The sequence below is a fragment of the Streptomyces albiflavescens genome (assembly GCF_014645835.1).
Taxonomy (GTDB): Bacteria; Actinomycetota; Actinomycetes; order Streptomycetales; family Streptomycetaceae; genus Streptomyces; species Streptomyces albiflavescens.
Genome location: NZ_BMMM01000001.1, coordinates 115,651 through 139,909, shown reverse-complemented (window position 1 = coordinate 139,909; position 24,259 = coordinate 115,651). Strand labels below are relative to the sequence as shown.

The window sequence follows — 24,259 nt, the reverse complement described above, 5'->3', positions numbered from 1 at the left end:
GAGACGGGCAACCGAGTACGGGAGGGAACGGAAATGACTGCTCACCATGTGGTCGTCGGAGTGGACGGCTCCCTGGTCGCCACGCGGGCGCTGGACCGAGCCACGGCAGAGGCGAAGCGGCGCGGCGCAGCCCTGCACATGGTGTACGCCGTGCCCGACCGGGACGAGGCCGGACCGGTCCTGGCGGCCGCCGTCTCACGGGTGCGCGACCGGCGCCCCGATCTGCCGGTCATGGCCTCGGCCTTCGAGGGCCGCGCCGTGGACGCATTGCTGCGTGCAGGGCGGGGCGCCGATCTGACCGTCGTCGGCACCCGTGGGCTCGGCGGCATCACCGGCCGCTTGCTCGGCTCGGTGAGCCTGCGTCTGGCCGCACACACACGCAGCCCTCTGCTCGTCGTACGAGGCGACCATCTGTCGCGGGAATGCGGCAAGGTGCTGCTTGGTGTCGAGAACGACGCCGACGCGGCGGCGTATGCCTTCGCGGAAGCCGAACGCCGCAGTGTGAGTCTGAACGTCCTGCACGCACGGACGAACCGGCACCTCACACCCGAACTGCCTGCACTGGTATCCGCCACAAGCCCGGGCCAGGTGGAGGCTGTCCGTCTCGCCCGGAGCGAGGAGGCGGTGCCCCGTTTCACTGTGGCAGAACTGCGGGAGCGGTACCCACACGTCGGCGTCGACACCCGCACGGTCCGTACCGGCCCGGCGCACGCGCTCCTCCAAGCGACCCGCGACGCCGATGTCGTCGTCATCGCCGCGCACCGCCGCCCCGGTCGGCTCCGGCCCTGGCCGGGCTCTGTGACCCGCACCTTGTTGCACCACTCCCACTGCCCGGTGGTGGTGGTCCCGGTCGCGGTGGGCGACGGCCCGAGCTCCTGAACCGATCACGGCCCGGATCGGGGCCGAAGGCCCGTCTCTTCGCCGGGAGGCCCACGGATGGGCCCACCAGGGGGCCTGAGCGGGACCGACCGGCCCTGTCCGCGGCAGGGCGGGTGGACGCAGGGTGGGGTCAGTGCGGACCGGCACGTGACTTCGACCCGGAGGGAATCCACCATGCCCGACGTCCTACCGCAGCAGGCGCCCGCCCCGATCACGGACGGGGAACTGCAGGCCCTGGACGCCCACTGGCGTGCCGCGAACTATCTGGCGGTCGGTCAGATCTACCTGATGTCCAACCCGTTGTTGACCGAGCCGTTGCGCGCGGAGCACGTCAAGCCGCGACTGCTCGGCCACTGGGGCACGTCGCCGGGCCTGAACCTGGTCCACACCCACCTCAACCGTGTCATCAAGACGCACGGTCAGGACGCCCTGTGCATCTGGGGTCCCGGGCACGGTGGCCCCGCGGTTCTGGCCAACTCCTGGTTGGAGGGTAGTTACAGCGAGACCTATCCGGATGTGAGCCGCGACGGGGCGGGCATGGCGCGGCTGTTCCGACAGTTCTCCTTCCCGGGCGGCGTGCCGAGCCACGTCGCGCCCGAGACACCCGGCTCCATCCACGAGGGAGGTGAACTCGGCTACTCCCTCTCACACGCGTACGGCGCCGCCGTCGACAACCCGGATCTGCTCGTTGCCTGCGTGATCGGCGACGGCGAGGCGGAGACCGGCCCGCTGGCGGCCTCCTGGCACTCGAACAAGTTCCTCGACCCGGTGCACGACGGTGCGGTCCTGCCGATCCTCCACCTCAATGGATACAAGATCGCCAATCCGACGGTGCTGTCCCGGCTCCCCGAGCCCGAACTCGACGAACTCTTGCGGGGATACGGCCACGTGCCGATCCACGTCACCGGCGACGACCCGATGACGGTGCACCGTGCCATGGCCGCCGCCATGGACGACGCCCTGGACCGCATCGCGCTCATCCAACGCACCGCGCGCGAGGAGGGCATCCGCGAACGGCCCCACTGGCCGGTGATCGTGCTGCGCACCCCCAAGGGCTGGACCGGTCCGGCCGAGGTCGACGGCCTTCCTGTGGAGGGAACCTGGCGCGCCCACCAGGTCCCGCTGGCGGCCGTGCGGGACAACCCGGAGCACCTGCGGCAGCTGGAGACCTGGCTCAGGTCGTACAAGCCCCAGGAGCTCTTCGACGAGCACGGCCGTCCCCGCGAGCAGGTGCTGGCCTGCGTTCCCGACGGCGCCCGGCGCCTGGGCGCCACCCCACACGCCAACGGCGGACTCCTGCTGCGCGAGCTGCCGCTGCCGCCTCTGGAACGCTACGCCGTCCCGGTGGACAAACCCGGTGCGACCCTGCACGAGCCGACTCGTGTCCTCGGCGATCTGCTGGAGCATGTCATGGAGTCCACCGGCGAGCGCCGTGACTTCCGGATCGTTGGCCCGGATGAGACGGCTTCCAACCGGCTCCAGGCAGTCTTCGACGCGAGCGGCAAGGCCTGGCAGGCCCAGACTCTGGAAGTGGACGAACACCTGGACCGGCACGGCCGGGTCATGGAAATTCTCTCCGAACACCTCTGCCAGGGCTGGCTGGAGGGCTATTTGCTCACCGGCCGGCACGGGCTCTTCTCCTGCTACGAAGCCTTCGTGCACATCGTCGACTCGATGGTCAACCAGCACATCAAATGGCTGCGCGTCACCCGGCGGCTGCCGTGGCGCGCGCCCATCGCCTCCCTCAACTACCTGTTGACCTCGCACGTGTGGCGCCAGGACCACAACGGCTTCTCCCACCAGGACCCGGGGTTCGTGGACCACGTACTCAACAAGAGCCCCGAGGTCGTACGGGTCTATCTGCCACCGGACGCCAATACCCTGCTGTCGGTGGCCGACCATGTGTTGCGCAGCCGCGACTACGTCAACGTCGTGGTCGCCGGCAAGCAGCCCTGCTTCGACTGGCTCACGATGGACCAGGCCCGGGCCCACTGTGCCAGGGGCGCCGGTATCTGGGAGTGGGCCGGCACGGAGAACGGTGAACGGGAACCGGACGTCGTGCTCGCCGCCGCGGGCGACGTCCCCACCCAGGAGGTGCTGGCCGCCGCGCAGTTGCTCCGTACACATCTGCCGGCACTGGTCGTGCGGGTCGTCAACGTCGTCGACCTGGCCCGGCTGCTGCCCGCCGAGGAGCACCCGCACGGCATGCCCGACGCGGAGTACGACGCACTGTTCACCCGCGACAAGCCGGTGATCTTCGCGTACCACGGCTACCCGTGGCTGATCCACCGCCTGGCCTACCGCCGGGCCGGCCACGCGAATCTCCACGTGCGTGGCTACAAGGAGATCGGCACCACGACCACTCCGTTCGACATGGTGGTCCGCAACGACCTGGACCGCTACCGCTTGGTGATGGACGTCATCGACCGCGTGCCGGGCCTGGCCGTACGTGCCGCCCCCGTACGGCAGTTGATGGAGGACACCCGGCTGCGCCACCACGACTGGATCCGCGCACGTGGCACCGACCTGCCCGAGGTAGCGGACTGGACCTGGGGTAGCTGACCGGGCCCTTCACCGAGGGACGTTCGGCCTCATCGTCAGGGCCCCGCAGACCCTCTGAACTCCCGTGCCGCAGCGGGACATTGGAGGTGAAACGAGAGTCGGAACGTCCTCTCGAAACGGCTTTCTGGAAGGGATGAGCATCATGGCAGTCCACGAGCACCCCCACCGGCACACGGGGTTCCGCCTCCCGTCATTTCGCAGGACAGGCACCGCGTCCGTTTCCGGTGCGACGGCGGCTGCGGCGGTCACGGCGACCCGCTCGTATGTCTTCGCGGGCCTGCGTCTGTTGACCGGGTTCGTCTTCCTGTGGGCCTTCCTGGACAAGACATTCGGTTTTGGCTACGCGACCGGATCTGGCAAGGGCTGGATCGACGGAGGCTCGCCGACCAAGGGCTTCCTCAGCGGTGTCGCCGCGGGTCCGATGGAGTCCACGTTCCACGACTGGGCGGGTGCGGGCTGGGCCGACTGGCTGTTCATGCTCGGCCTGCTCGGTATCGGCCTGGCGCTCGTGTCCGGTGTCGCGCTGCGGTTCGCCGCGGTGGCGGGCACCGCGATGATGGCGCTGATGTGGATCGCGGAGTGGCCGCCGGCCAAGCATCTGTCCGACGGCTCGCTCAGCATGTCGACGAACCCGTTCGTCGACTATCACCTCATCTACGCGGTGGTCCTGATCGCCCTCGCGGCGGCGGGCGCGGGCGCCACCTGGGGTTTGGGCAAGGTGTGGGCGCGGATCCCGTTCGTCAGCCGCAACCCCTGGCTGCTCTGACACAGCCAGTCGGCCCGGATCGGGGCGCCACCGCGATGACGCGGTGGCGCCCCGTTTGCGTGGCTGCGGGCCATGGGCCACGGATGGTGCCGGCTCGGGCCGTGTGCCACCGCATGGGCCGGTCGGCCCCAACCGGGGACCAGCGGCCTCTCCAGTCGCACGGCTCCGGCCGCGAGACTCGAATGCATCCGCGCCTGAGAGAGGTACTTACATGCCCCGCAACGTCACCACCGGCTTGGACGGCACGCCCGAGAGCCTTGCCGCGGCAGACTGGGCCGCCCGCGAGGCGCTGCTTCGCGGCCTGCCCCTGCGCCTCGTACACGCCTGGAAATGGCAGCCCTACACGTACACCCCGCTGGGCGGGGTCTCCTTGCCACCGGAAGCGATCGATACCGAGCGCAGCTGGGCCAAGCGCGTGCGGGACGAGGCCGAGGCCGTGCTCTCGCGCCGCTATGCCGACCTGCGGATCAGCGCCAGCGAGGTGGCGGAGCAGCCGGTCCCCGCTCTTCTGGCCGCTGCTGAGGAAGCCGAGGTGCTGGTACTCGGGTCTCGTGGACTGAGCGGAGTCGCCGGTTTCCTGGTCGGCTCCGTCGCACTGGGCGTCGTGGCCCGCGCCGAGCGGCCGGTCGTCCTCGTTCGCGCAGGTGAGCGCGCCGACAACGAGCATCTGCCGGACACCGGCGGCATCGCGTCCGCCGCTACCCCGTACCGCGACGTCGTGCTTGGGCTGGACCTGGAGAACCCCGACGACACCGTGATCGAGTACGCGTTCGACGCTGCTGCGCGTCGTGCGGCGAACCTGCGCGTCGTCCACGGTTGGACCCTGCCGCCCTACTACTACGGCTACGGCGGTGCTCTCGACCCTGAGCTCAACGCCGAACTGGCGGCGCAGGTGCGGCGCAGGCTGACCGACGCGCTGCGGCCGTGGCGCGGGAAGTTCCCGGGCGTCGAGGTGAACGAGCAGGCTGTGATCGGCGGAGCGGGCTCCCATCTGGTGGACGCCTCCCGTGACGCGGCCCTGGTCGTCGTCGGACGCAGGAAGCGTCACACGCCATTCGGCAGCCATGTCGGTGCGGTGACCCAAGCAGTGCTGCACCATGCCTCCGCGCCGGTCGCGGTGGTCCCACACGACTGAGCGCACGCTCTGCACGGTTCGTGCGGCCCCGGGAATGAACTTCCCGGGGCCCGCGTGTTGTCGTGTGGAGCGGCGGCGGCACCGCATGACCTGGGCTGTGAGCGGTGGTTAAGCAGACGGCGTCGGGCCAGGTGGATGCCACCGCGATGATGTCACCCACGTCCAGCAGCACGCCGACGCCGAGCCACGGCTCGAACCAGATCGCCTTGAGGACAAGCCCGCTTGAGGCCGAGACAAGTGCCGACGCTGGCCCACCAGTCACTGCCTGCGATCACCCCGGCGCGGGCCGGCTTGCCGGTCTGCTGCGCCGCGGCCGCGAGGGAGGTGGGCATCTCCCATGTCGTGGAAGGGCGGGTTCCGGTGCGGTCCTGCGCCGCGCCGTGGATGGCCGCCTGCCGGGCCAGGCCAAGGGAGGCGAACAGGGGTCTCGGCGGGTGAGGTGCAGGTTGCGGGCGACGGCGTTGGCGGCGAGCGCGTCGGCGGGGCGGCCCATGTGCTGGCACATGGTTCCCGCGTGACTCCAGATGCGGAACTTGATCGCCTGGTCGCCGGACATCTCGGCGAGGGCCTGGGCCTCACGCCTGTGCGCCTTGGCGACGTCGTAGCGTCGGCCGTCGATGGCGGCCCACATCGCCGAGGAGCGGAAGGCTGCTGCGGAGGCGTAGAGGTTGCTGCGTACGCGCTGGGTGGCGCTGCCCGCGTTCTGGAGGTTCAGCGCCTCGTCGGCGAGGGCGGCGGCCCGCTGCTCGATGCCGAGTTGTCCGCCGTGGCGGTGGTCGCTGGCGATGATCTCGGCGAAGCGCTTGTTGAGGCGGTTGACGTCACTCATGCCGATGCGGCGCGGTGACGCGGTGCCGGGCGCGGCTGCTGCTGCGGCGGCAGCCGCCGCAATGCCGCCGACGAGGGTACGGCGCTTCATGTCGGGGTCCTCCTGCTGCGGTGGGGCTGGGGTGGACGAAGGCGGCCCCGTGGCACGAACCCTAAAGCGATGGCGGGTAGTCCGGTGACGTCCTCAAGTGCCTTGCTGGTAGCAGACTTTGGCCACGTGACCCGGCCTGCTTTCCAGGCCCGGACCGATGAGCCGTCGAGGCCGCCTGGCCGCCCGGTCAGCCTCTCTAAAGCCGTGTTCACAGCGTCGGCAAGGCTGTTGGAGCTGTAGCCGCGTTCGGCCATCCACGCCTCAAGAACAGTGTTGCGCGTGGTGTCCATTCACGCACGGTAACTCTCACGCCCCAGATCTCGGCCGAGCGCGACACGGGTACGTGTCGGGGTCGCGGACGAAGAACCGTCGCGCCTGCCGGCGCTCAGCCAGACCGATGAGGACGACGAGTCGGGCCGCGGACTGCTCCTCATCGATGCCGTCGCCGACCGCTGGGGCTACGACCTGCAAGGCTCCGGCAGACGCCCATGGGGCAACGGGGCGGCGCCGTCCTGTCCGGCGCCGCGTGTACCGGCCACACCAGCATCCGACCCCGACCCGACCGCCGACCATGATGGCCCGACCACGGTCACGATGCGACAACACCCCTGACGACCAGGCCGACATCCCCGCCGATATCCCCTCCGACAACTGACAGCGTGCTGCCACGCCGTGGGCGGCATATCCACAGGTCACCACGCCCGTCTGGCCGTGGTCGGAAGCCCGACATCCCCCTCTGCACGCCCCCGCGCTCGCCCCAAAACATGAAGAGAAACAGGTGACAGGGGACGACGGGCGAACGAGGCGGGCGCGCGCCGACGGGGATCGGGGCCGCCGTTACCCGTGTTGCGCGTCGGCGGAGCCTCCGCGCTCGTGCACCGGACGCGGCGCACACCAGCAGTACCACCAGGGCCTGGGTGTCGGATTCGTTCACCTCGGCCAGGATCGCTGTGCCGTGGGTGCTATGTGCTGTGCGAAGCGGCCGCCGGCGCGGGTGACTTCGGAGGCCCGCCAGTAAGTGCGCATTGCGCTGGACGATGCGATACATCCGCGCAGGCCCGCGCGCGCTTCTATGGTTCTGGTGGGCGGGTCAATGAGTCGGGGAGCCTGGGTGAGGCTTCGCGCAGTTGCGGTGCGGGGGAGGGGAACGGCATCGCGACCGGCGTGATGGCCTGGACCACGGTGACGCTGCAGCCCGGCCGTTATGAGTTGGTCTGCAACTTCGCCGGTCACTACACGGTCGGCATGTACACCGAGCTGGATTGCTGGCCGACGGTCGCCGTGAGGTGTCTCAGCGCAGCAGGAGAGGTCGGGCCTCCGGTCACCTGCTGTCGCCGGCCTCCGTCTCGGGGAGTGCGGCCCGCCCGGCCTCCAGGCGGGCGACGGGGACGCGGAACGGCGAGCAGGAGACGTAGTCGAGTCCCGCGCTGTGGAAGAAGTGCACCGAGTCCGGGTCGCCGCCATGCTCGCCGCAGACTCCGATCTTCAGTCCGGGCCGAGCGGCGCGGCCCTCGGCGACCGCGATCTCGACCAGGCGTCCCACGCCTTCGCGGTCGATCGTCTCGAAGGGGGACACCTTGAAGATGCCCTTGTCGAGATACGCGGAGAAGAACGCTGCCTCGACGTCGTCGCGGGAGAAGCCCCATGTGGTCTGGGTGAGATCGTTCGTGCCGAAGGAGAAGAATTGCGCTTCCTGGGCGATCCGGCCGGCGGTGAGGGCCGCCCTGGGCAGCTCGATCATCGTGCCGACCGGGCAATCGACAAGGACGCCGGTGACCTTGCTGACCTCGGCCAGTACTCGCTCGATCTCCTCCCGCACGAGTCGCAGTTCCTCGACCGTGTCGATCAGCGGAACCATGATCTCCGCCCGCGGATCGCCGCCGGCCCGCTTGCGTTCCACGACCGCCTCGGCGATCGCCCGCACCTGCATGGCGATCAGGCCCGGAGCCACCAGCCCCAGACGTACGCCGCGCAGGCCCAGCATCGGGTTCTCCTCGTGCATGCGGTTCACGGCGTCGAGCAGCTCGGCGTCGTGCGTGCTGGGCGCCTTGCCGTGCGCCTCAGCGGCGGCGATACGCACGGCGAGTTCCGTGCGGTCGGGCAGGAACTCGTGCAGTGGCGGATCCAGGAGACGGACGGTGACCGGCAGACCGTCCATTGCCGCCAGGATGCCGACGAAGTCCCGCCGTTGCAGCGGGAGGAGCGCGTCGAGCGCCCGCTCACGTTCGGCGTCGGCGCGGGCCAAGATCATCGCCTCGACCAGCTGCCGCCGGTCGCCGAGGAACATGTGCTCGGTGCGGCACAGCCCGATGCCCTCGGCGCCGAACCGGCGGGCTCGGGCGGCGTCTTCGGGGTTGTCCGCATTCGCCCGCACCCCCAACCGCCGTACACCATCAGCCTGTTGCATGGCGCCCACCACGGCGTCGACCAGCCCGGCCGAGCGCTCGCCGGTTTCGAAGTACCGCATCACTGCGGAGTCGACCAGCGGAGCTGCGCCTGAGTAGACGGTGCCCTCGGAGCCGTCGACGGAGATGACCGTGCCCTCTTCGACGATGGTGTCGCCCACCCTGAAGCGGCGCTTCTGCGTGTCCACGGTGATCTCCTCGGCACCGCACACGCACACCTTGCCCATGCCGCGGGCGACCACGGCCGCGTGGCTGGTCTTGCCGCCGCGACTGGTCAGGACGGCCTGGGCGGCGACCATGCCGGGCAGGTCGTCGGGGGTCGTCTCCTGCCGTACGAGGACGACCTTCTCCCCGGTGGAGGCCCGGCGGACCGCCTCGGCGGAGTCGAACACCACCGCGCCTACGGCGGCGCCCGGCGAGGCCGGGATGCCGTGCGCGAGCGCGTCGCCGACCGCTGAGGTGTCGAAGCGGGGGAACATCAGTCGGGCGAGCCCGTCCCCGCTGACGCGGGCCAGGCCCTCGTCGGGGGTGATCAGATCCTCGTCCACCAGCTCGGCGGCGATCGCGAACGCGGCCTCGGCGGTACGCTTGCCGACCCGGGTCTGCAGCATCCACAGCGTGCCGCGCTCGATGGTGAACTCGATGTCGCACAGATCCCGGTAGTGGTTCTCCAACGTCCGCAGGTGGCCGCACAGTTGGGCGTACGACCGGGGATCCAGGTGCTCCAGGTCGGTCAGTGCAACGGTGTTGCGGATGCCCGCGACGACGTCTTCGCCCTGCGCGTTGGGCAGATAGTCGCCGTACAGGCCGCGGCGGCCGGTGGCCGGGTCACGGGTGAAAGCGACTCCGCTGCCGGAGTCGGATCCCAGGTTGCCGAAGACCATGCGCTGCAGATTGACCGCGGTGCCCAGGTCGTCGGGTATGTGCTCGCGACGCCGGTAGAGCCGGGCGCGCTCGCCGTTCCAGGATTCGAAGACGGCGAGGATCGCCCGCCGCAACTGCTCTGCCGGAGCCTGCGGGAAGTCCTCGCCGGTCTCCTGGCGGATCAGCTCCTTGTAGGCCTCGACGAGCCGCGAGAGGTCGGTCGCGTCCAGCTGCAGGTCGTCGGCCGCGCCGCGCGCCTCCTTGAGGCGGGCCATGGCGTTCTCGAACCGCGCGCTGTCGACGCCCATGACCGTGCTGCCGAACATCTGCACGAGACGGCGGTAGGAGTCCCAAGCGAAGCGCTCGTTCCCGGACGACTTCGCCAGGCCGAGCACCGAGTCGTCGTTCAGGCCGATGTCCAGGATCGTTTCCATCATGCCGGGCATGGAGAAGCGGGCCCCGGAACGGACGGAGAGCAGCAGCGGTTCGTCCCGCTGCCCCAGCCGCCGTCCGGCGGCCTGTTCCAGAGTCGTCAGATGGTCGGAGACCTCGAGGGCCAGTCCCGTCGGCTCGGCCCCGGTGGTGAGGAAGGCCCGGCAGGCCTCGGTGGTGACCGTGAAGCCGGGCGGCACCGGCAGACCCATTCGGGTCATCTCGGCCAGGTTGGCGCCCTTGCCGCCGAGCAGGCCGGCCATGTTGCGGTCGCCCTCGCTGAACTCGTACACGTACTGGACCATGACGGTGCTGTTCCTTCCGGCTTCCGAAAGAATTGGGACCGGTCCTCCGCCGCGCGTCGTGGCAGGGTGGCGCACGACGTGCGGCGTCAGGCAGCAGGGGCTCACATCTCGAATACGATGCGTGCCTTGACCCGTCCGTCGAGGACCTCGGCGATGGAGTCGTTGACGGTGTCCAGAGGGCGGGTCTCGTAGATCACCTGGGTGCGCCCGGCGGCGTGCAGTCGGAACACTTCGTCCAGGTCCTGCCGGGTGCCGACGATCGAGCCGATGACGGAGGTGCCGTTCAGGACGGTGTCGAAGATCGGCACCTGAATGGTGCCGCCGGCGGGCAGGGCGACCATGACCAGCTTGCCGCCGCGCCGCAGACCGCCGTACACGGAGACGAAGGCCTGCTCGTTGACCGCCAGCGCAAGGGCGGCGTGCGCCCCGCCGTGCTGCTTCAGGACCTCGGCCGGGTCCTCCTTACGGGCGTCGATGAGGATGTCGGCGCCCAGTTCCCGGGCGAGTTCGAGCTTGTCGTCGGTGACGTCGATCGCGGCGACGGTCGCCCCGGCGATCTTTGAGTACTGCACGGCGAGGTGGCCGAGGCCGCCGACGCCGGAGATCGCGACCAGCTGGGTCGGACGGACCCCCGCGATCTTGAGGGCCTTGTACGTGGTCACACCGGCGCAGGTCAGCGGGGCCGCGTCGCACGGGTCGATGCCGTCGGGGACCGGCGCGGCGAAGTCGGCGGGCGCGAGCATCTTCTCGGCATACCCGCCGTCCACGCTGTAGCCGGTGTTCCGCTGCTGCTCGCACAACGTCTCCCTGCCGGACAGACAGTACTCGCAGCGCCCACAGGCCCATCCCAGCCAGGGAACGGCCACGCGTTGACCGACAGCGAGGTGGGTCACCCCCTCGCCGAGCGCCTCCACGATGCCGACACCCTCATGGCCCGGGACGAAAGGTGGGGTGGGCTTGACCGGCCAGTCGCCCATCGCGGCGTGGATATCGGTGTGGCACAGCCCGGACGCCTCGACACGGATACGGACCTGGCCAGGGCCTGGCTCCGGGTCGGGGCGCTCTTCGATCACGAGCGGCCGGCCGAATGACCGGACGACTGCTGCCTTCATCTGACGCTCCTCAGGTCTGGCTGTTCGGTGCGCGTCCAGCGTCGAACGGACCCTGGCGCGGCGGCAGGTACTGGACGGCCTCGGCGGTGGGGCCGCTTGGCCCTCAAGCCCGACGAAAACGGCCCGCAGTCGTGCGGGATTGCGGCCGGGGCAGCTGCGTGAAGCAGCACGGCGTGGACAATCGGACCACCGTCGTGCTCGGCGGCCGATCGAGCGTTCGACGGCACCATCACCACCGGGCGCCGGACCCGGACGAGCACCTGTTGCCCGACGGAGTCGAGCAGGAGACCGGCGACGGCGCCGTGGCCGTTGGAGCCCACCACCAGCATCTGTGGTGTCCAGGTCCCCGCGCGGCGGGCCCATCGTGTGGCTGCCGGATCCAGGCGTGCACCAGATGCGGAGGCGGCGTGCGGCGCTGTGTCTCACGGGCGGCGCGGTCGGCTGCGGCCAGAATCTCGGCGGAGCTGTCCGGACCGACGGTGGTAGCGGCCGGATCTGGGTAGGCGCCGGAAGCGGACATCCCATGGAACGGCGGAACACCAGAGGAAAACGGGCCGACCGGCCCTGGGAGTTCGCCCCGGGATCGCGCAAGATCTGCGACAGGAGAGGGCCGGTCCCACCCAGCAGGTGGATTCCGGACCAGGACAGGGACGACGCAGGACAGGAGCCGTTGATGACGGACAGCGAGCAGACCGCCCCCAAGGCCCCGATCCGGGTCTTTCTGCTGGACGACCATGAGGTCGTACGGCGAGGGGTGCACGACCTGCTGGACGACCAGCCGGACATCACCGTGGTCGGCGAGGCCGCCACCGTCGAACAGGCTCTGGTCCGCGTCCCCGCCCTGCGCCCGGACGTGGCCGTGCTCGACGTCCGCCTGCCCGACGGCGACGGCGTGACCGTCTGCCGGGAACTGCGCTCGCGCATGCCCGACCTTGCCTGCCTGATGCTCACCTCCTTCGACGACGAGGAGGCGCTGCTCGACTCGATCATGGCCGGCGCGTCCGGCTACGTACTGAAGCAGATCCAGGGCTCGGACCTGGTGTCGGCGGTGCGCACGGTGGCGGCCGGCCAGTCCCTGCTCGACTCCAGCGCCACCAGCAAGCTGATGGCCCGTCTGCGCGGCGAGCAGACCAAGGAACCCGAACCGGACGCCCTGCCGGACCTGACCGGACGCGAGCGGGAGATCCTCGCCCTGATCGGCGAAGGCCTGACCAACCGTCAGATCGGCCAGCGGCTCTACCTCGCCGAGAAGACCGTCAAGAACCACATCTCCCGCCTGCTGGCCAAACTCGGCGTGGACCGGCGCATCCAAGCCGCGGTCATCGCCACCCAGGCACAGGAACGGCTGAAGCAGGACAGGCACTGAGACGCCTTGTTGTACGGGGCCGCGGTCCACTGGCCCGAACGTCCCTCACCCGGCCCCCGTACGGCCCAAGCCCGATCCGATCCCTGCGAGCAGGCTGGCAGCGCACACCAGACGCGGACCGATCGGGAGGACAACGGACATGAGCGTGCGGGTGGGAATCAACGGCTTCGGCCGCATCGGGCGCAACTATCTGCGCTGCGTCCTGGAGCGCGCAGAGAGTGGGAACGGCACGCAGGTCGAGGTGGTGGCGGTCAACGACCTCACCTCCCCGGCGGCGCTGGCCCACCTGTTGGAGTACGACTCGACCTACGGCCGACTACGCCGCACCGTCGAGCACGACGACACCTCACTCACCGTCGACGGGCATCGCATCACGGTATCCGCGGAAGGAGACCCCGGAGCCCTGGCCTGGGGCAAGCTCGACGTGGACGTGGTCATCGAGTCGACCGGCCGCTTCCGCACCCGCGAGGACGCCGGACTGCACCTGAAGACCGGCGCGCGCAAGGTACTGCTGTCCGTACCGGGCAAGGGAGTCGACGCCACCCTGGTCATGGGTGTCAACGAGGACACGTACGCCCCGGAGCGGGACCACGTGGTCTCCAACGCCTCCTGCACCACCAACTGCGTGGCACCCATGGTGAAGGTGCTGGACGAGCAGTTCGGCATCGACAAGGGCCTGATGACCACCATCCACGGCTATACCAACGACCAAGTGGTCCTGGACGGCCCGCACAAGGACCCGCGCCGCGGCCGGTCGGCCGCCGTGAACATCATCCCGACCAGTACCGGCGCAGCCCGCGCGGTCGGTCTTGTCCTGCCGGAGCTTGCGGGCACTCTGGACGGCATCGCCGTCCGTGTGCCGGTCGTGGACGGCTCGTTGACGGACCTGACCGTGGTGCTGAACCGGCCCGCGACCGCGGACGAGCTCAACGCCGCGTTCCGCCAAGCCGCCGACGGACCGCTCAAGGGGATCCTGCGTGTGTCCGATGCCCCGATCGTCTCCCGAGACATCGTCGGCGACCCTGCCTCGTGCGTCCTGGACGCCCCGCTCACCCAGGTGCACGGCGAACTGGTCAAGGTCTTTGGCTGGTACGACAACGAGTGGGGGTACACCAACCGCCTTCTCGACCTCACCGAGTACGTAGCCGCCCGGCTTCCGCAGACCTGACAGACCGAGAATCGAGAGGCGGCAGGTGGCCGCCGACCTGGGCATCGCGGCCGGTCGGCGGCAACACGCGGTTGCGCAGCGTCCCCCGGCTGATCTTTCCAGAGGACCAAGTTCTGGAAGGAGATCAGCGCGATGACCGCATCACAGGGTGTGCCCTGGTTAGGCGAGTCAGTCGGTCAGGGCATCGAAGGCGGAGCGGTAGCAGGGCAGGATCGGCGTTCGGCCTGGCGTGGAGGGAGACTGAAGGCGCTTGCCGGCTTCAGCGGGAGACCGAAGGCGCTTCTTCAGCCTCGGCCAGTGTCCGCTGCGCCGTGCGACGGGGCGAACGGGGCCCCTCCGGGCCGTACCCCAGGCGGATCATCATCTGCGCGTGATCGCGCCGGTCGCTCGTCGGCGGTACGAGCTGCTCGCGCAGATCGGGCCACTCCAGTCCTTGGTGCAGCAGCGACGCCCGTATGCCATGGGCGGTGGCCACCAGCAGGACGCGTTCGAGCGCCTGCCCGGCGCGCAGCCAGTCGGTCCGCCGATCGTGAGCCGTGGACAGCACGACGATCGACGGCTGCTTCTCGAAGAGGCGCGCGGCCAGCACGGCCGGGTGCCGGTGGGCGTGAAAGTCCCGCATGGGGACGCGCTCCCGGAAATCCTGTGGTCCCAGAGCCTCCGGCGGCATTCCCAAGGCCGTGCGGTCCGGCTCGTGCACCCAGCGGCGACTTTCCGCAGCCCTGTCGGGGTCGGCGGTGTTGCGGTGTTCCGCCTCGGTGGTGATCTGCAGCAGGCGGTCGGTTTCACGGGGCGAGGGACGGCTCAACCGCGCGCCTTCGGTGTGGGCGGCCTCGGCGAGTTCAGTGAGTACGGCGGCGGGCAACGGCCGCTCAGAGAAGGGGAGACGGCTGCTGTGCCGACGCCACAGAGCGGCGTACAGGTGCGCGGGCGAGGGAGTCCTGGCGGGGCCGCCGAGGCGTACGGTGCCAAGGAGGTCCGGCTCGTCGGGACGGGGCAGCAGGCGGGTCACCGGTTCCCAGCCGAAGTGCGTGACCGCCACCTGCAGATTGAGGAGGGCGCAGCCGACGGAGACGTGCAGGGCGCGCCCGGCCGGATCGGCGTAACGCAGACCGCGGCTCGTAGCGGCGCGGATCTCCAGGGCAACGGTGTCCCGGTCGAGCCGGAAGCGCCAGGGCTGAGTGTTGTGGATCGAGGGGGCGGCAACAGCCGCGGAGACCAGGGTCTCCAGGGTCGGGACGTCGAGCGTCGGGGTACTCATCGGGAACTCCTCCCGGCCCCGCGCCGCGCGGGCGGCGGGGCTTTTCGGTTGGCGCTCCCAGCGTGAGGCGTCCGGGAGTGGCGGCAGGAGGGGCCGTGAGGCCTCTCGCGGCGCCGGATGGCCCAGCTGTGTGTCACCTCGGGGGACGCTCACCGGAATCGGGCTGGTCCAGCTAGTGCCGCGACAGGCAACGTTCGCCCCGTCGCGACGCCCGGCACACACTCTCGCCGCACCGGGCACAAGCCCAAGTACATCCAGTACGAGGGCTTGCACCCGGCACGCCGAGAGCACGCACCGGACGCCGCTCCTTGACGGGCAAACGTTGCCTGCCGCGGCACTAGGAGGCGAGAACCGCCGCCTGACCCGGCGGTGGACGCCCAGCTTGGCCAGCGGCCGGGAAATGCGGTTCTTGACCGTCTTCTCCGAGAGGTAGAGCTTCTTGCCGATCTGACGGTTGGTAAGGCCGTCCCCGATGAGCGCGAGGATGTCCCGCTCACGCGGTGAAAGGCCGGCCAGTTCGGGGGCGGTGGCCGGAGCATCGGCGGGACCGCGCGAAGGGAGCGCATCAGCCGGGCGGTCGTCGCGGGATCGAGCATGGACCAGCCCGAGGCGACGGTGCGCACAGCCGATGTCAGATCGGAGCCCTTGATCTGCTTGCGCACATAACCCGCAGCGCCGGCGCGTCGAGCAGGGCGTCCTCGTCGTCGAACGATGTCAGCACCAGCACGGCCAGCTCCGGCAATTGGCTGCGCAGTTCGCGGCAGACCGCGATCCCGTCTCCGCCGGGCAGACGTACGTCGAGTACGGCGACATCCGGGCGGAGCACCCGGCCACGGACGAGCGCGTGTTCGGCATTCTCGGCATCGCCGACCACGGGATGTCCGGTTCGGCCTCCAAGAGGTCGGACAGTCCGCGTCGTACGACCTCGTGATCGTCCAGCAGGAAGACCCGGATCGGGTTCTGCTCCGTGGAGGTGCGTGCCTTGGTCATGACGCCCCCTTAGTTCCCATGTGGCTGACGGACTACGGGCTGTCCGTCACGACGGTCACCGCCCGCCGGGACCGGGTGCACCAGGGCCGACCGGCCCCACTCCTCTCCATCATCTGCCCTGTCCTGCCCACTCGCCGCGGACCAGCGGCCCCTCCCGGCGACGATCACCCGGTGACACCGTTCATGCGGTGACGGAACTCGTGCTTGTTGTGCCGGTGAGGGGGTGTGACCGATGCGGAAGGTAAAGCGCACGAAGGTCCGAGGGTGGCGGTGGCGGCACAATGCGCTGCGGCGGCATAGCGATGCGGTGGAGGCGTGGGTCGTCCTGGCCACCTGGGCGACAGCGACGGTCGGCGGTGCTGCTGTCGGCGTTGTCGGGGCGCACGCCATGGAGAGCGCGGTCCAACACGAGCGCGCGGGGCGACACTCGGTCGTCGCCGTGCTGCTGGAGACTGCGCCGACCGGCGTGCGTGATGTGGCCACCGGCGTGAAATATGACCAGGTGAAGACAAAGGTGCGCTGGACGGACAAGGACGGGACGGTGCGCACGGCCCAGGCTGCCGTGAAGGCCGGCGCCAGGGCAGGCGCCACAGCGACCGTGTGGACGGACGGACACGGTCGGCTGGTGACGGCTCCCACCAGCCCGACGGAGGGGGCGGCGCGTGTGGCGCTGGCCGGAACGGGGGCCGCCCTGGCCGGCGGCTTCTTGATCCTCGTGGGCGGACTCACGGCGCGTCTGCGCATCGAGCGTCGGGCCACCGAGCGATGGGGCGAGGAATGGGACCAGGTCGGGCCGCAGTGGGGGCGCAAGACCAGGTGAGGGCCCGACGCGGTCGGGCTTCCACCGCGTCCTCTCCCGCTCCACGTATCCGGGGTCGACTGCGCTGATCCAACGCGCCAACCGAGCCGTCGGCGACCGGCGTGCGGCTGGGCGACGGTCCCCGAGCCGGAGGTGCGCGCGGCGGGCGACCGGTACCCGTGGGCCGAGGCTCGCCCCGGTACGCCGGGACCGGGACGGGGATCAGCGCCTGCAGCGCTCGCAGCGCAGGGGATTGTGGAACCGTCGGTGAGGCAGATCCGCACGACTGCGGCTCCGCCGGGGACGTCCGCCGGGACGATGAAGCTGAAGCTGGAGTGGGTGCTCGAGCCACACACGACGTTGGGGCTGAGTTCGTCCCCCAACTGCCCGTCGTGGGCGTCGAGGGTGTGCGCACGGGGCGCCCGGCAACTGGCCACGTCGGCCGCGCTCACCGACTTGTGCTCCCCGTCCACAACGACCGACGGTCGTACCAGGTGATGAGGTCTCTCGCGTACGTGTTCCCGACGGTGATGTCGAATTCGCTGATCGGGTAGTCGGCGGTGTGGGCGTCGGCCGCGAGGGCGCCCAGGAGCGTGCCGGTGGTGGCTGTGTCACTTCTCGTGGATGTCGTTTCGACGCGAGTTCGGGAGCCACGTGGCGCGCATTTGCATGATCAATGTCGGTGAGAATCGATGTCACTGTGCCGCTGTGTCAGCCCGTCAGGGTCGGCACAGCGGGCTGGTCATGGACGTGAGCGTGTCCATCTCGAGCCAGGGCGCGGTGCGAAGGTTTGCCGTGTGATGCCGGAGATGATGGCTCACTGCGGCTCCAGCAGTTGGGCGGTGCGTCCCACGCCACCTTCCGCCTCGGCATGGACAAGCGGCTTGGCCTGTCTGCCCACGGAAGCTCCGGCTGTGGGTTACCGCTGGCTGGTGGCGATGTAGGTGCCGTGCCAGGTGTGATACCAGACCTGTCCGGTGGAGGAGTTGACCGACAGCATGCCGGTGATCTTCCCGGACTTCATGGTATGCAGGGTGTAGTAGCCGGGGTAGGACTCCGGATCGCCTGCGGTCAGTGTGCTGTCGTGGTCGTGGAGCCACTGCTGGGCGATGTACTGGGCCTGCGCGGCCGAGATGCGGGCCGTGCTTCGGCTGCCGTAGTGCATGCCGTAGTCGGTGTTCCACATCATCGCCGGCCCGTACTCGATCTGAACGGCTCCGTCAGCGGGGTTGACGAGGACCTCGGTGGCCGGATGGCCGTCGGTGGTCTGCAGTTCGGCGTAGAAGTTGCGGGAGAACTGCATGATCTCGCCGACCCGCAGGCTGAGCCGGTCGGCGAACGCTGTCGCCCGCTGCCTGGCCTGGTCAAGGGTCTGTACCCGGTTGCCGTTGCCCGCCAGCCACCAGTTGCCCATCATGCCGTTGCCCATCATGCCGGGCCCCCACGAGCCGGAGGAGCCGCCCATCATGTTGGAGCCGCCGTTGTCGCTCCACACATCTGGGCCCCACCCGCTGGTCGGGCCCGCCGGAGTGGAGGTGTCGCCGGGAGTGCTCGGTGTGCTGCTGCCTGGGGCGGTGGGGCTGGCCGAAACTGCGGGGGTGTGGATGGCGGCTGCACCGGAGGAGGGGCTGCCGTTCTGGCCGCAGCCACCGATGGCCACGGTGCCCGCCAGAGCCAGGGCCGCCACAGCAGCGACATGTACACGCCTTGGGATCATGCTCATCACCTCCGAGTCCGGCCCCCCGTCGGTGGCCGCCGGACGGTGGCCGCCGGTGTCTCTGCTTCCCAGCCTCCCCCGGCCGGCCGGCCGACACCCAGGGCCGTTCGGCCCGCACCCGACGACGAGCGACCCTCACGCTCTGACGGTGGCCTGGACACAAGCCAGCCCCGGCCCCTCTCACCAGATGGGCCGGACACCTCGACCGATTGCGGCCGACGTGGCCGTGTCCTGACGCGGACTGTGCGTGTTGGGGCTGTGACAGACCCATGCATGTGCCGTCGGTACCAGCTCTCCGCCGGCCTTGGTCCGGGGGCCGTAACTCAGCCGGACGGCGACCGGTGGCGGGAGACCCCGGGCTGTCGTGGCCCTCGACGGGTCCCGGAGTCTTCCGCCTGCCTGGTCAGCCGACGACGGTTTTTTCGGCCAGGGCCTTGGTGTGGGCCAGGCGGTAGGACTCGGTGCCGGTCTGGATGATCGCGCCGTTGAAGGTCAGCCGGTCGACGATCGCGGCGCGATCTCGGCGATGTCCAGGGCGTCGTGGAGGGGCTCACACCCTCGGCACCAGAGCGCCCGCGGCGACCCAGCCACGTACTTCACACAGGCGAGGCGGAGGCGGGCGAAGGATGAAGCGGAGCTCTGCGGGTCGCGCCGCTGTTGGTAGCTGCGACGCGGACGACCAGGCCGGACGCCCCGCGGCAGATTGCGGCGACCATGGGCGTTCATGACATCGCTCACGATGTGGGGCCGTGTGTGGCGACTCCTTGGTCGCGGCGGTTCGTGGGTCGGTCATCGATGACCGCCGCTGCCGTACGGGGCATACAGGTCCAGCAGCCGGGTGCGGGCCGAGCGGAGACGGTGGGCGACGATGCCGCCCACCCATTCGGCGACCGCGAGGCCCAGCTCGGGGTTGTCGTGGCACATCGCCCGTACGGCCATGGCGTCGAACTCGTACGCGCGCACCGGGGTAGTCGTCTCCGCCCCCAAATGCCAGGAGTGCGGTGCGAACAGCCAGGACCAGCCGACGAGTTCGTCGGGTCCGAGGGTCTCGATGACGGCCGCCCGGCGGCCGGGTACGTGCATGTCGAGCGCGATCGTGCCGGTGCGGATGATCCAGAACCGGTCGGCGCGCCCACCCTCGTGGAAGAGGCGGATTCCCTGGGGGAACGACACCTCGCGGGCGAGATGCATCAGCCGCTGCCGGTGCTCGATGGGCAGTGCCCGCAGCATGCCGGCGGTGGAGGGAGCGTTCATGACCGGCCTCCCGGACGGACGGACGAACCTGCCGCTTCCATTCTGTGCCGGGGCTTCGGCCCGAACCATGGGCCACCTGGCCCCACGCCCGGTACACCCGGCATCACGCGCCGTCCTCGGCCGCAGTGCACGCTCCGGCCGGCGTCTTCGGCTGCGGCGCACGCCTCGGCCGGCGTCTTCAGCTGCAGTGCACGCCCCGGTCGGCGGCAGCAGGCGTACGTCGTGCCGCGCGCCCGCGCATGCGTCGACAGCCGACTGCGCCGATCGCGGAGGCCGTGAAGGTTGCCGCCCCGGCGGTCAGTCATAGGGCCGATCGGCCCCCGCCGAGTACCTCTGGCCCCTCCAGCACGAACACCCTGGACACGACGCTGGAATCGGTTCCCCCGATTCAGGAGGTGGAGACCATGCCCCACACCGTGACCGCCGGCCTCGACGGCTCGCCCAAGAGCCGGACGGCCGCCGAATCGGCGGCCCGTGAGGCCGAGATGCGCGGACTGCGGCTGACGCTGGTCCACGTCCGGGAGCCCGAACCGGACCGTGTCGAGGCTCCGCGCCCGTGCCACCGCGTGATCGGCTCCATCGTGGGTACCCGGCAGGCCCCCGACGAGGTGTTCCGGCCACCCGCCGCGGGCTGCAGCCGGGTGGTCTCCCCGTCCCGCCCCTCGGCCTCGGCCGACGCATCCTTCCAGGACGTCCCGCACGGCCAGATCGACGCGCGGACCGTCTTCGAGTTCCCCGACGGAAGGTGAGGATCATGGAGCTGCCGCTGGTCGTGGGTGTCGACGGTTCCGAGCCGAGCCTGCGCGCCGTGGACTGGGCGACGGACGAGGCAGGCCTGCGCGGACTACCGCTCCGGCTGGTGTACGCCTCGCTCTGGGAGCGCTACGAGGGCACCTCGCTCGCTCAGGGCCTGGACCGCCCCTCGGAACAGGTGATGGCCGAGGACATCGTCGACGCGGCCGCTCGGCGGGCACACCGCCGTGACGCGGAGGTGAAGGTCTCCACCGATGTGCTGCCCGAAGAGCCGGTCTCCGCACTGCTGCGAGAGAGCCGCAGCGCCACCGTGATGGTCCTGGGCGCCCGAGGCCGCAGCGCCATCGCCGAACTGCTGCTCGGGTCGGTCGGTCTCGCCGTCGCCGCCCGCGCCCACTGCCCGGTGATCGTGCTGCGCGGCAGCCACGACAACCAGGCGAAGTCCGGAACCCGACAGCGCATCGTGCTGGGTGTCGGCGAGGAGCCGCAGAACTCCGCGGCCGTGCGCTTCGCCTTCCAGGAGGCGGAGACACGAAAAGTCGCTCTGGTGGCTGTACGGTCCTGGCGCCACCCTCCGCACGAGACCACCGGCCACCCGTCGCCGGCCGGTGAACCCGCTGGTGTCCACGAGCAGCGGGCCACGGACACCCTGGACGCCGCGCTGAGCGAGGCCGCCGCGGACCACCCGTCCGTGGAGCTGCACCGGCGCACCGTCGAGGGCTCCGCCCGCAAGGCGCTGCTCGACGCCTCGGCCACCGCCGACCTGCTCGTCGTCGGGGCCGAGCGTCGCCAAGGCCACTTCGGGCTCCAGCTCGGCAGGGTGGCGCACGCCGTGCTGCACCACGCGGCCTGTCCGGTCGCCGTCGTACCGCAGCGGATGCGAACGCGGTGACCGGCTCGGAGACCTGCCGCGTGATCGGGAACGCGGCGATCGGGATCGCGCGGTCGGGCGCATGTGCTCGACACCGGCGCGGCCCGCCGCGCGGCGGCTCATGGCGCGGTCCGCGCGACCCGGGGTCCCCCAACGCTCGGAGACCTCTTTGGCCGTGCCCTCGGACACGCCGCCCGCTCCGCCCGATGACGTACCTCGACGACACCTCTCGATGACGTACCTCTATGACTTACGGAGTGACCATGCCCAAGGTCGAAACCCAGGCCAACACCGTTCTGACCGACGAGGAACTGCGCACCCTGGACGCCCACTGGCGGGCCGCCAACTACCTTGCCGTGGGCCAGATCTACCTGCTGGCCAATCCGCTCCTGACCGAGCCCCTCACCCCCGCGCACATCAAACCGCGGTTGCTCGGCCACTGGGGTACCTCACCCGGCCTGAACCTCGTCCACACCCATCTCAACCGCGTCATCACATCTCGCGGTCTCGACGCGCTGTGCGTGTGGGGCCCCGGCCACGGCGGGCCCGCCGTCCTCGCCAACTCCTGGCTGGAGGGCAGCTACAGCGAGACCTACCCGGACGTGACACGGGACGCGACGGGCATGGAGAGGCTCTTCCGGCAGTTCTCCTTCCCCGGCGGAGTACCCAGCCACGTGGCCCCCGAGACGCCGGGTTCGATCCACGAGGGCGGTGAACTGGGCTACTCGCTGGCTCACGCGTACGGGGCGGCCCTCGACAACCCGGATCTGCTGGTGGCCTGTGTGATCGGCGACGGCGAGGCCGAGACCGGGCCGCTCGCCGCCTCCTGGCACTCCAACAAATTCCTCGACCCGGTGCACGACGGCGCCGTCCTGCCGATCCTGCACCTCAACGGCTACAAGATCGCCAACCCGACCGTGCTCGCCCGTCTCCCCGAGCACGAACTCGACGCGCTGCTCAAGGGATACGGCCATGAGCCGATCCACGTCACCGGCGACGACCCGCACGAGATCCACCGCGCCATGGCCGACGCCTTCGACCAGGCCCTCGATCGCATCGCGCTCGCGCAGAGGTCAGCACGTGAGAACGGTGTGTCCGAGCGGGTGCGCTGGCCCATGATCGTGCTGCGTACGCCGAAGGGCTGGACCGGGCCCGCCGAGGTCGACGGGGTACCCGTGGAAGGCACGTGGCGCGCCCATCAGGTGCCCTTGGCCGGTGTCCGCGAAAACCCGGATCATTTGCGGCAGTTGGAGACCTGGATGCGCTCGTACCGTCCGGAGGAGCTCTTCGACGCCGAGGGACGGCCCACCGCCGACGTCCTCGCCTGCGTTCCCGACGGCTCCAAGCGCCTCGGCGCCACACCGCACGCCAACGGCGGTCTCCGCGTCCGTGACCTGCCGATCGCGCCCCTCGACCGCTTCGCCGTCCCCGTCGACAAGCCGGGCGCCACCCTGCACGAGCCCACCCGGGTCCTCGGCAAACTCGTCGAACAGGTCATGAGGGACACGGCAGATCGCCGCGACTTCCGGCTCGTCGGCCCCGACGAGACCGCCTCCAACCGCCTGGAGGCGGTCTTCGGTGCCACCGGCAAGGCCTGGCAGGCGCAGACCCTTCAGGTGGACGAACACCTGGACCGGCACGGCCGGGTCATGGAAATTCTCTCCGAACACCTCTGCCAGGGCTGGCTGGAGGGCTATCTGCTCACCGGCCGGCACGGGCTCTTCTCCTGCTACGAAGCCTTCGTGCACATCGTCGACTCGATGGTCAACCAGCACATCAAGTGGCTCAGGACATCGCGGGAGTTGCCGTGGCGCGCCCCGATCGCCTCGCTCAACTACCTTCTCACCTCGCACGTGTGGCGCCAGGACCACAACGGCTTCTCCCACCAGGATCCCGGCTTCGTGGACCACGTACTCAACAAGAGCCCGGAGGTCGTACGGGTCTATCTGCCGCCGGACGCCAACACGCTGCTGTCCGTGGCAGATCACGTCCTGCGCAGCCGCGACTACGTGAATGTCGTGGTCGCCGGCAAACAGCCCTGCTTCGACTGGCTCTCCATGGACCAGGCCCGCGTGCACTGCGCCCGCGGTGCCGGAATCTGGGACTGGGCGGGGTCCACCGACGGAGACCGAGAACCGGATGTCGTCCTCGCCTGCGCGGGAGACGTCCCGACCCAAGAAGTCCTGGCCGCGTCCGATCTGCTGCGCCGCCATCTGCCCGAGGTCGGCGTCCGTGTCGTGAACGTCGTGGACATGACTCGGCTGCTGCCGCGAGACGTACACCCGCACGGGATGAGCGACTTCGAGTACGACGGACTGTTCACCTCCGACAAGCCGGTCATCTTCGCCTATCACGGCTACCCCTGGCTGATTCACCGGCTCGCCTACGGCCGCACCGGCCACGCCAACATGCATGTCCGCGGCTACCGGGAGATGGGCACCACGACGACGCCGTTCGACATGGTCGTCCGCAACGACTTGGACCGCTACCGCCTGGTCATGGACGTCATCGACCGGGTCCCCGGCCTCGGCGTCCGTGCCGCCGCCCTACGCCAGCAGATGGCCGACGTCCGCACCCGGCACCACGCCTGGATCCGCGAACACGGCACCGACCTGCCCGAGGTGGCCGACTGGAGCTGGACCGCCTGAAGACAGCGGCTCTCCTCTGCGCCCCCTGGTGCCGTGGGGCGCAGAGGCGAGCC

General features: G+C 70.1%; 16 protein-coding genes and 4 pseudogenes. 11 read left to right on the top strand and 9 right to left on the bottom strand.

Annotated features, from left to right (window positions below):
* Positions 1–33: 33 nt before the first annotated feature.
* The 4 genes from IEY95_RS00560 (at position 34) to IEY95_RS00545 (ending at position 5,342) form a co-directional block, all read left to right on the top strand.
* Positions 34–879 (top strand): universal stress protein, encoded by an 846-nt coding sequence (locus IEY95_RS00560; protein ID WP_189183804.1) that lies wholly within the window; start codon positions 34–36, stop codon positions 877–879.
* A 174-nt stretch (positions 880–1,053) separates the two neighbouring features.
* Positions 1,054–3,441 carry a phosphoketolase family protein gene (locus IEY95_RS00555; protein WP_189183803.1) on the top strand — a complete coding sequence of 796 codons (2,388 nt, stop codon included), beginning with the start codon at positions 1,054–1,056 and terminating at the stop codon, positions 3,439–3,441.
* A gap of 142 nt (positions 3,442–3,583) precedes the next feature.
* Positions 3,584–4,207 carry a DoxX family membrane protein gene (locus IEY95_RS00550; protein ID WP_189183802.1) on the top strand — a complete coding sequence of 208 codons (624 nt, stop codon included), beginning with the start codon at positions 3,584–3,586 and terminating at the stop codon, positions 4,205–4,207.
* A 211-nt stretch (positions 4,208–4,418) separates the two neighbouring features.
* On the top strand, positions 4,419–5,342 hold the full coding sequence (locus tag IEY95_RS00545) for a universal stress protein (RefSeq protein ID WP_189183801.1): 924 nt from the start codon (positions 4,419–4,421) through the stop codon (positions 5,340–5,342).
* A gap of 350 nt (positions 5,343–5,692) precedes the next feature.
* Here the strand turns inward: IEY95_RS00545 and IEY95_RS00540 are convergent.
* Positions 5,693–6,261, bottom strand: a pseudogene (locus IEY95_RS00540) (NsdA family TPR-like regulatory protein); the annotation flags it as partial.
* A 321-nt stretch (positions 6,262–6,582) separates the two neighbouring features.
* Between IEY95_RS00540 and IEY95_RS48550 the strand changes: the two are divergent.
* Positions 6,583–6,756: pseudogene (locus tag IEY95_RS48550) on the top strand (ATP-binding protein); the annotation flags it as partial.
* Between the two features lie 826 nt (positions 6,757–7,582).
* Here IEY95_RS48550 and ppdK read toward each other — a convergent pair.
* From ppdK to IEY95_RS00525, 3 genes are all read right to left on the bottom strand, one after another.
* Positions 7,583–10,267: a pyruvate, phosphate dikinase gene (gene ppdK, locus IEY95_RS00535; RefSeq protein ID WP_189183800.1), complete on the bottom strand. Its 2,685-nt coding sequence runs from the start codon at positions 10,265–10,267 to the stop codon at positions 7,583–7,585.
* A 101-nt stretch (positions 10,268–10,368) separates the two neighbouring features.
* The gene (gene adhP / locus IEY95_RS00530; protein WP_189183799.1) at positions 10,369–11,379 is read right to left on the bottom strand and encodes an alcohol dehydrogenase AdhP; all 1,011 of its coding nucleotides are present in this window, start codon (positions 11,377–11,379) and stop codon (positions 10,369–10,371) included.
* Positions 11,376–11,762 (bottom strand): universal stress protein, encoded by a 387-nt coding sequence (locus IEY95_RS00525; RefSeq protein WP_268240415.1) that lies wholly within the window; start codon positions 11,760–11,762, stop codon positions 11,376–11,378. The genes adhP and IEY95_RS00525 overlap by 4 nt, the downstream gene beginning before the upstream one ends.
* A 290-nt stretch (positions 11,763–12,052) precedes the next feature.
* Here IEY95_RS00525 and IEY95_RS00520 point away from each other — a divergent pair, with 290 nt between their 5' ends.
* The gene (locus tag IEY95_RS00520; protein ID WP_189183797.1) at positions 12,053–12,745 is read left to right on the top strand and encodes a response regulator; all 693 of its coding nucleotides are present in this window, start codon (positions 12,053–12,055) and stop codon (positions 12,743–12,745) included.
* Between the two features lie 139 nt (positions 12,746–12,884).
* On the top strand, positions 12,885–13,913 hold the full coding sequence (gap, locus tag IEY95_RS00515; protein ID WP_189183796.1) for a type I glyceraldehyde-3-phosphate dehydrogenase: 1,029 nt from the start codon (positions 12,885–12,887) through the stop codon (positions 13,911–13,913).
* A 259-nt stretch (positions 13,914–14,172) separates the two neighbouring features.
* On the opposite strand, the gene IEY95_RS00510 is transcribed toward gap, so the two are convergent.
* Together IEY95_RS00510 and IEY95_RS00505 are read right to left on the bottom strand one after the other, a co-directional pair.
* The gene (locus IEY95_RS00510) at positions 14,173–15,174 is read right to left on the bottom strand and encodes an Acg family FMN-binding oxidoreductase (RefSeq protein WP_189184576.1); all 1,002 of its coding nucleotides are present in this window, start codon (positions 15,172–15,174) and stop codon (positions 14,173–14,175) included.
* A 357-nt stretch (positions 15,175–15,531) separates the two neighbouring features.
* Positions 15,532–16,164, bottom strand: a pseudogene (locus IEY95_RS00505) (response regulator); the annotation flags it as partial.
* A 232-nt stretch (positions 16,165–16,396) separates the two neighbouring features.
* Here IEY95_RS00505 and IEY95_RS00500 point away from each other — a divergent pair.
* Positions 16,397–16,984: an Rv1733c family protein gene (locus IEY95_RS00500; protein ID WP_189183795.1), complete on the top strand. Its 588-nt coding sequence runs from the start codon at positions 16,397–16,399 to the stop codon at positions 16,982–16,984.
* A gap of 898 nt (positions 16,985–17,882) precedes the next feature.
* On the opposite strand, the gene IEY95_RS48545 is transcribed toward IEY95_RS00500, so the two are convergent.
* The 3 genes and pseudogenes from IEY95_RS48545 to IEY95_RS00490 all read right to left on the bottom strand — a co-directional run bounded on the left by IEY95_RS48545 (position 17,883) and on the right by IEY95_RS00490 (position 19,934).
* Positions 17,883–18,680: a hypothetical protein gene (locus IEY95_RS48545; RefSeq protein WP_229702492.1), complete on the bottom strand. Its 798-nt coding sequence runs from the start codon at positions 18,678–18,680 to the stop codon at positions 17,883–17,885.
* A 403-nt stretch (positions 18,681–19,083) separates the two neighbouring features.
* Positions 19,084–19,194, bottom strand: a pseudogene (locus tag IEY95_RS48540) (IS21-like element helper ATPase IstB); the annotation flags it as partial.
* A 275-nt stretch (positions 19,195–19,469) separates the two neighbouring features.
* Positions 19,470–19,934, bottom strand: coding sequence for a cyclic nucleotide-binding domain-containing protein (locus tag IEY95_RS00490; protein WP_189183794.1), 465 nt, complete (start codon positions 19,932–19,934; stop codon positions 19,470–19,472).
* A 404-nt stretch (positions 19,935–20,338) separates the two neighbouring features.
* Between IEY95_RS00490 and IEY95_RS50330 the strand changes: the two genes are divergently transcribed.
* From IEY95_RS50330 to IEY95_RS00475, 3 genes are all read left to right on the top strand, one after another.
* Positions 20,339–20,683 carry a universal stress protein gene (locus IEY95_RS50330; protein ID WP_189183793.1) on the top strand — a complete coding sequence of 115 codons (345 nt, stop codon included), beginning with the start codon at positions 20,339–20,341 and terminating at the stop codon, positions 20,681–20,683.
* Positions 20,684–20,688: 5 nt separating this feature from the next.
* Positions 20,689–21,579: a universal stress protein gene (locus IEY95_RS00480; protein WP_189183792.1), complete on the top strand. Its 891-nt coding sequence runs from the start codon at positions 20,689–20,691 to the stop codon at positions 21,577–21,579.
* 242 nt (positions 21,580–21,821) lie between these two features.
* A complete protein-coding gene (locus tag IEY95_RS00475) occupies positions 21,822–24,206 on the top strand; it encodes a phosphoketolase family protein (protein WP_189183791.1) in 2,385 nt (794 codons plus the stop codon).
* Positions 24,207–24,259: the final 53 nt, after the last annotated feature.

Coding starts and splice junctions, on each gene's coding strand:
- ppdK (WP_189183800.1), bottom strand. CDS start 10,267: ATGGTCCAGTACGTGTACGAGTTCAGCGAGGGCGACCGCAACATGGCC.
- IEY95_RS00520 (WP_189183797.1), top strand. CDS start 12,053: ATGACGGACAGCGAGCAGACCGCCCCCAAGGCCCCGATCCGGGTCTTT.
- gap (WP_189183796.1), top strand. CDS start 12,885: ATGAGCGTGCGGGTGGGAATCAACGGCTTCGGCCGCATCGGGCGCAAC.
- IEY95_RS48545 (WP_229702492.1), bottom strand. CDS start 18,680: ATGATCCCAAGGCGTGTACATGTCGCTGCTGTGGCGGCCCTGGCTCTG.
- IEY95_RS00545 (WP_189183801.1), top strand. CDS start 4,419: ATGCCCCGCAACGTCACCACCGGCTTGGACGGCACGCCCGAGAGCCTT.
- IEY95_RS00475 (WP_189183791.1), top strand. CDS start 21,822: ATGCCCAAGGTCGAAACCCAGGCCAACACCGTTCTGACCGACGAGGAA.
- IEY95_RS00480 (WP_189183792.1), top strand. CDS start 20,689: ATGGAGCTGCCGCTGGTCGTGGGTGTCGACGGTTCCGAGCCGAGCCTG.
- IEY95_RS00490 (WP_189183794.1), bottom strand. CDS start 19,934: ATGAACGCTCCCTCCACCGCCGGCATGCTGCGGGCACTGCCCATCGAG.
- IEY95_RS00500 (WP_189183795.1), top strand. CDS start 16,397: ATGCGGAAGGTAAAGCGCACGAAGGTCCGAGGGTGGCGGTGGCGGCAC.
- IEY95_RS00550 (WP_189183802.1), top strand. CDS start 3,584: ATGGCAGTCCACGAGCACCCCCACCGGCACACGGGGTTCCGCCTCCCG.
- IEY95_RS00510 (WP_189184576.1), bottom strand. CDS start 15,174: ATGAGTACCCCGACGCTCGACGTCCCGACCCTGGAGACCCTGGTCTCC.
- adhP (WP_189183799.1), bottom strand. CDS start 11,379: ATGAAGGCAGCAGTCGTCCGGTCATTCGGCCGGCCGCTCGTGATCGAA.
- IEY95_RS00555 (WP_189183803.1), top strand. CDS start 1,054: ATGCCCGACGTCCTACCGCAGCAGGCGCCCGCCCCGATCACGGACGGG.
- IEY95_RS00560 (WP_189183804.1), top strand. CDS start 34: ATGACTGCTCACCATGTGGTCGTCGGAGTGGACGGCTCCCTGGTCGCC.
- IEY95_RS50330 (WP_189183793.1), top strand. CDS start 20,339: ATGCCCCACACCGTGACCGCCGGCCTCGACGGCTCGCCCAAGAGCCGG.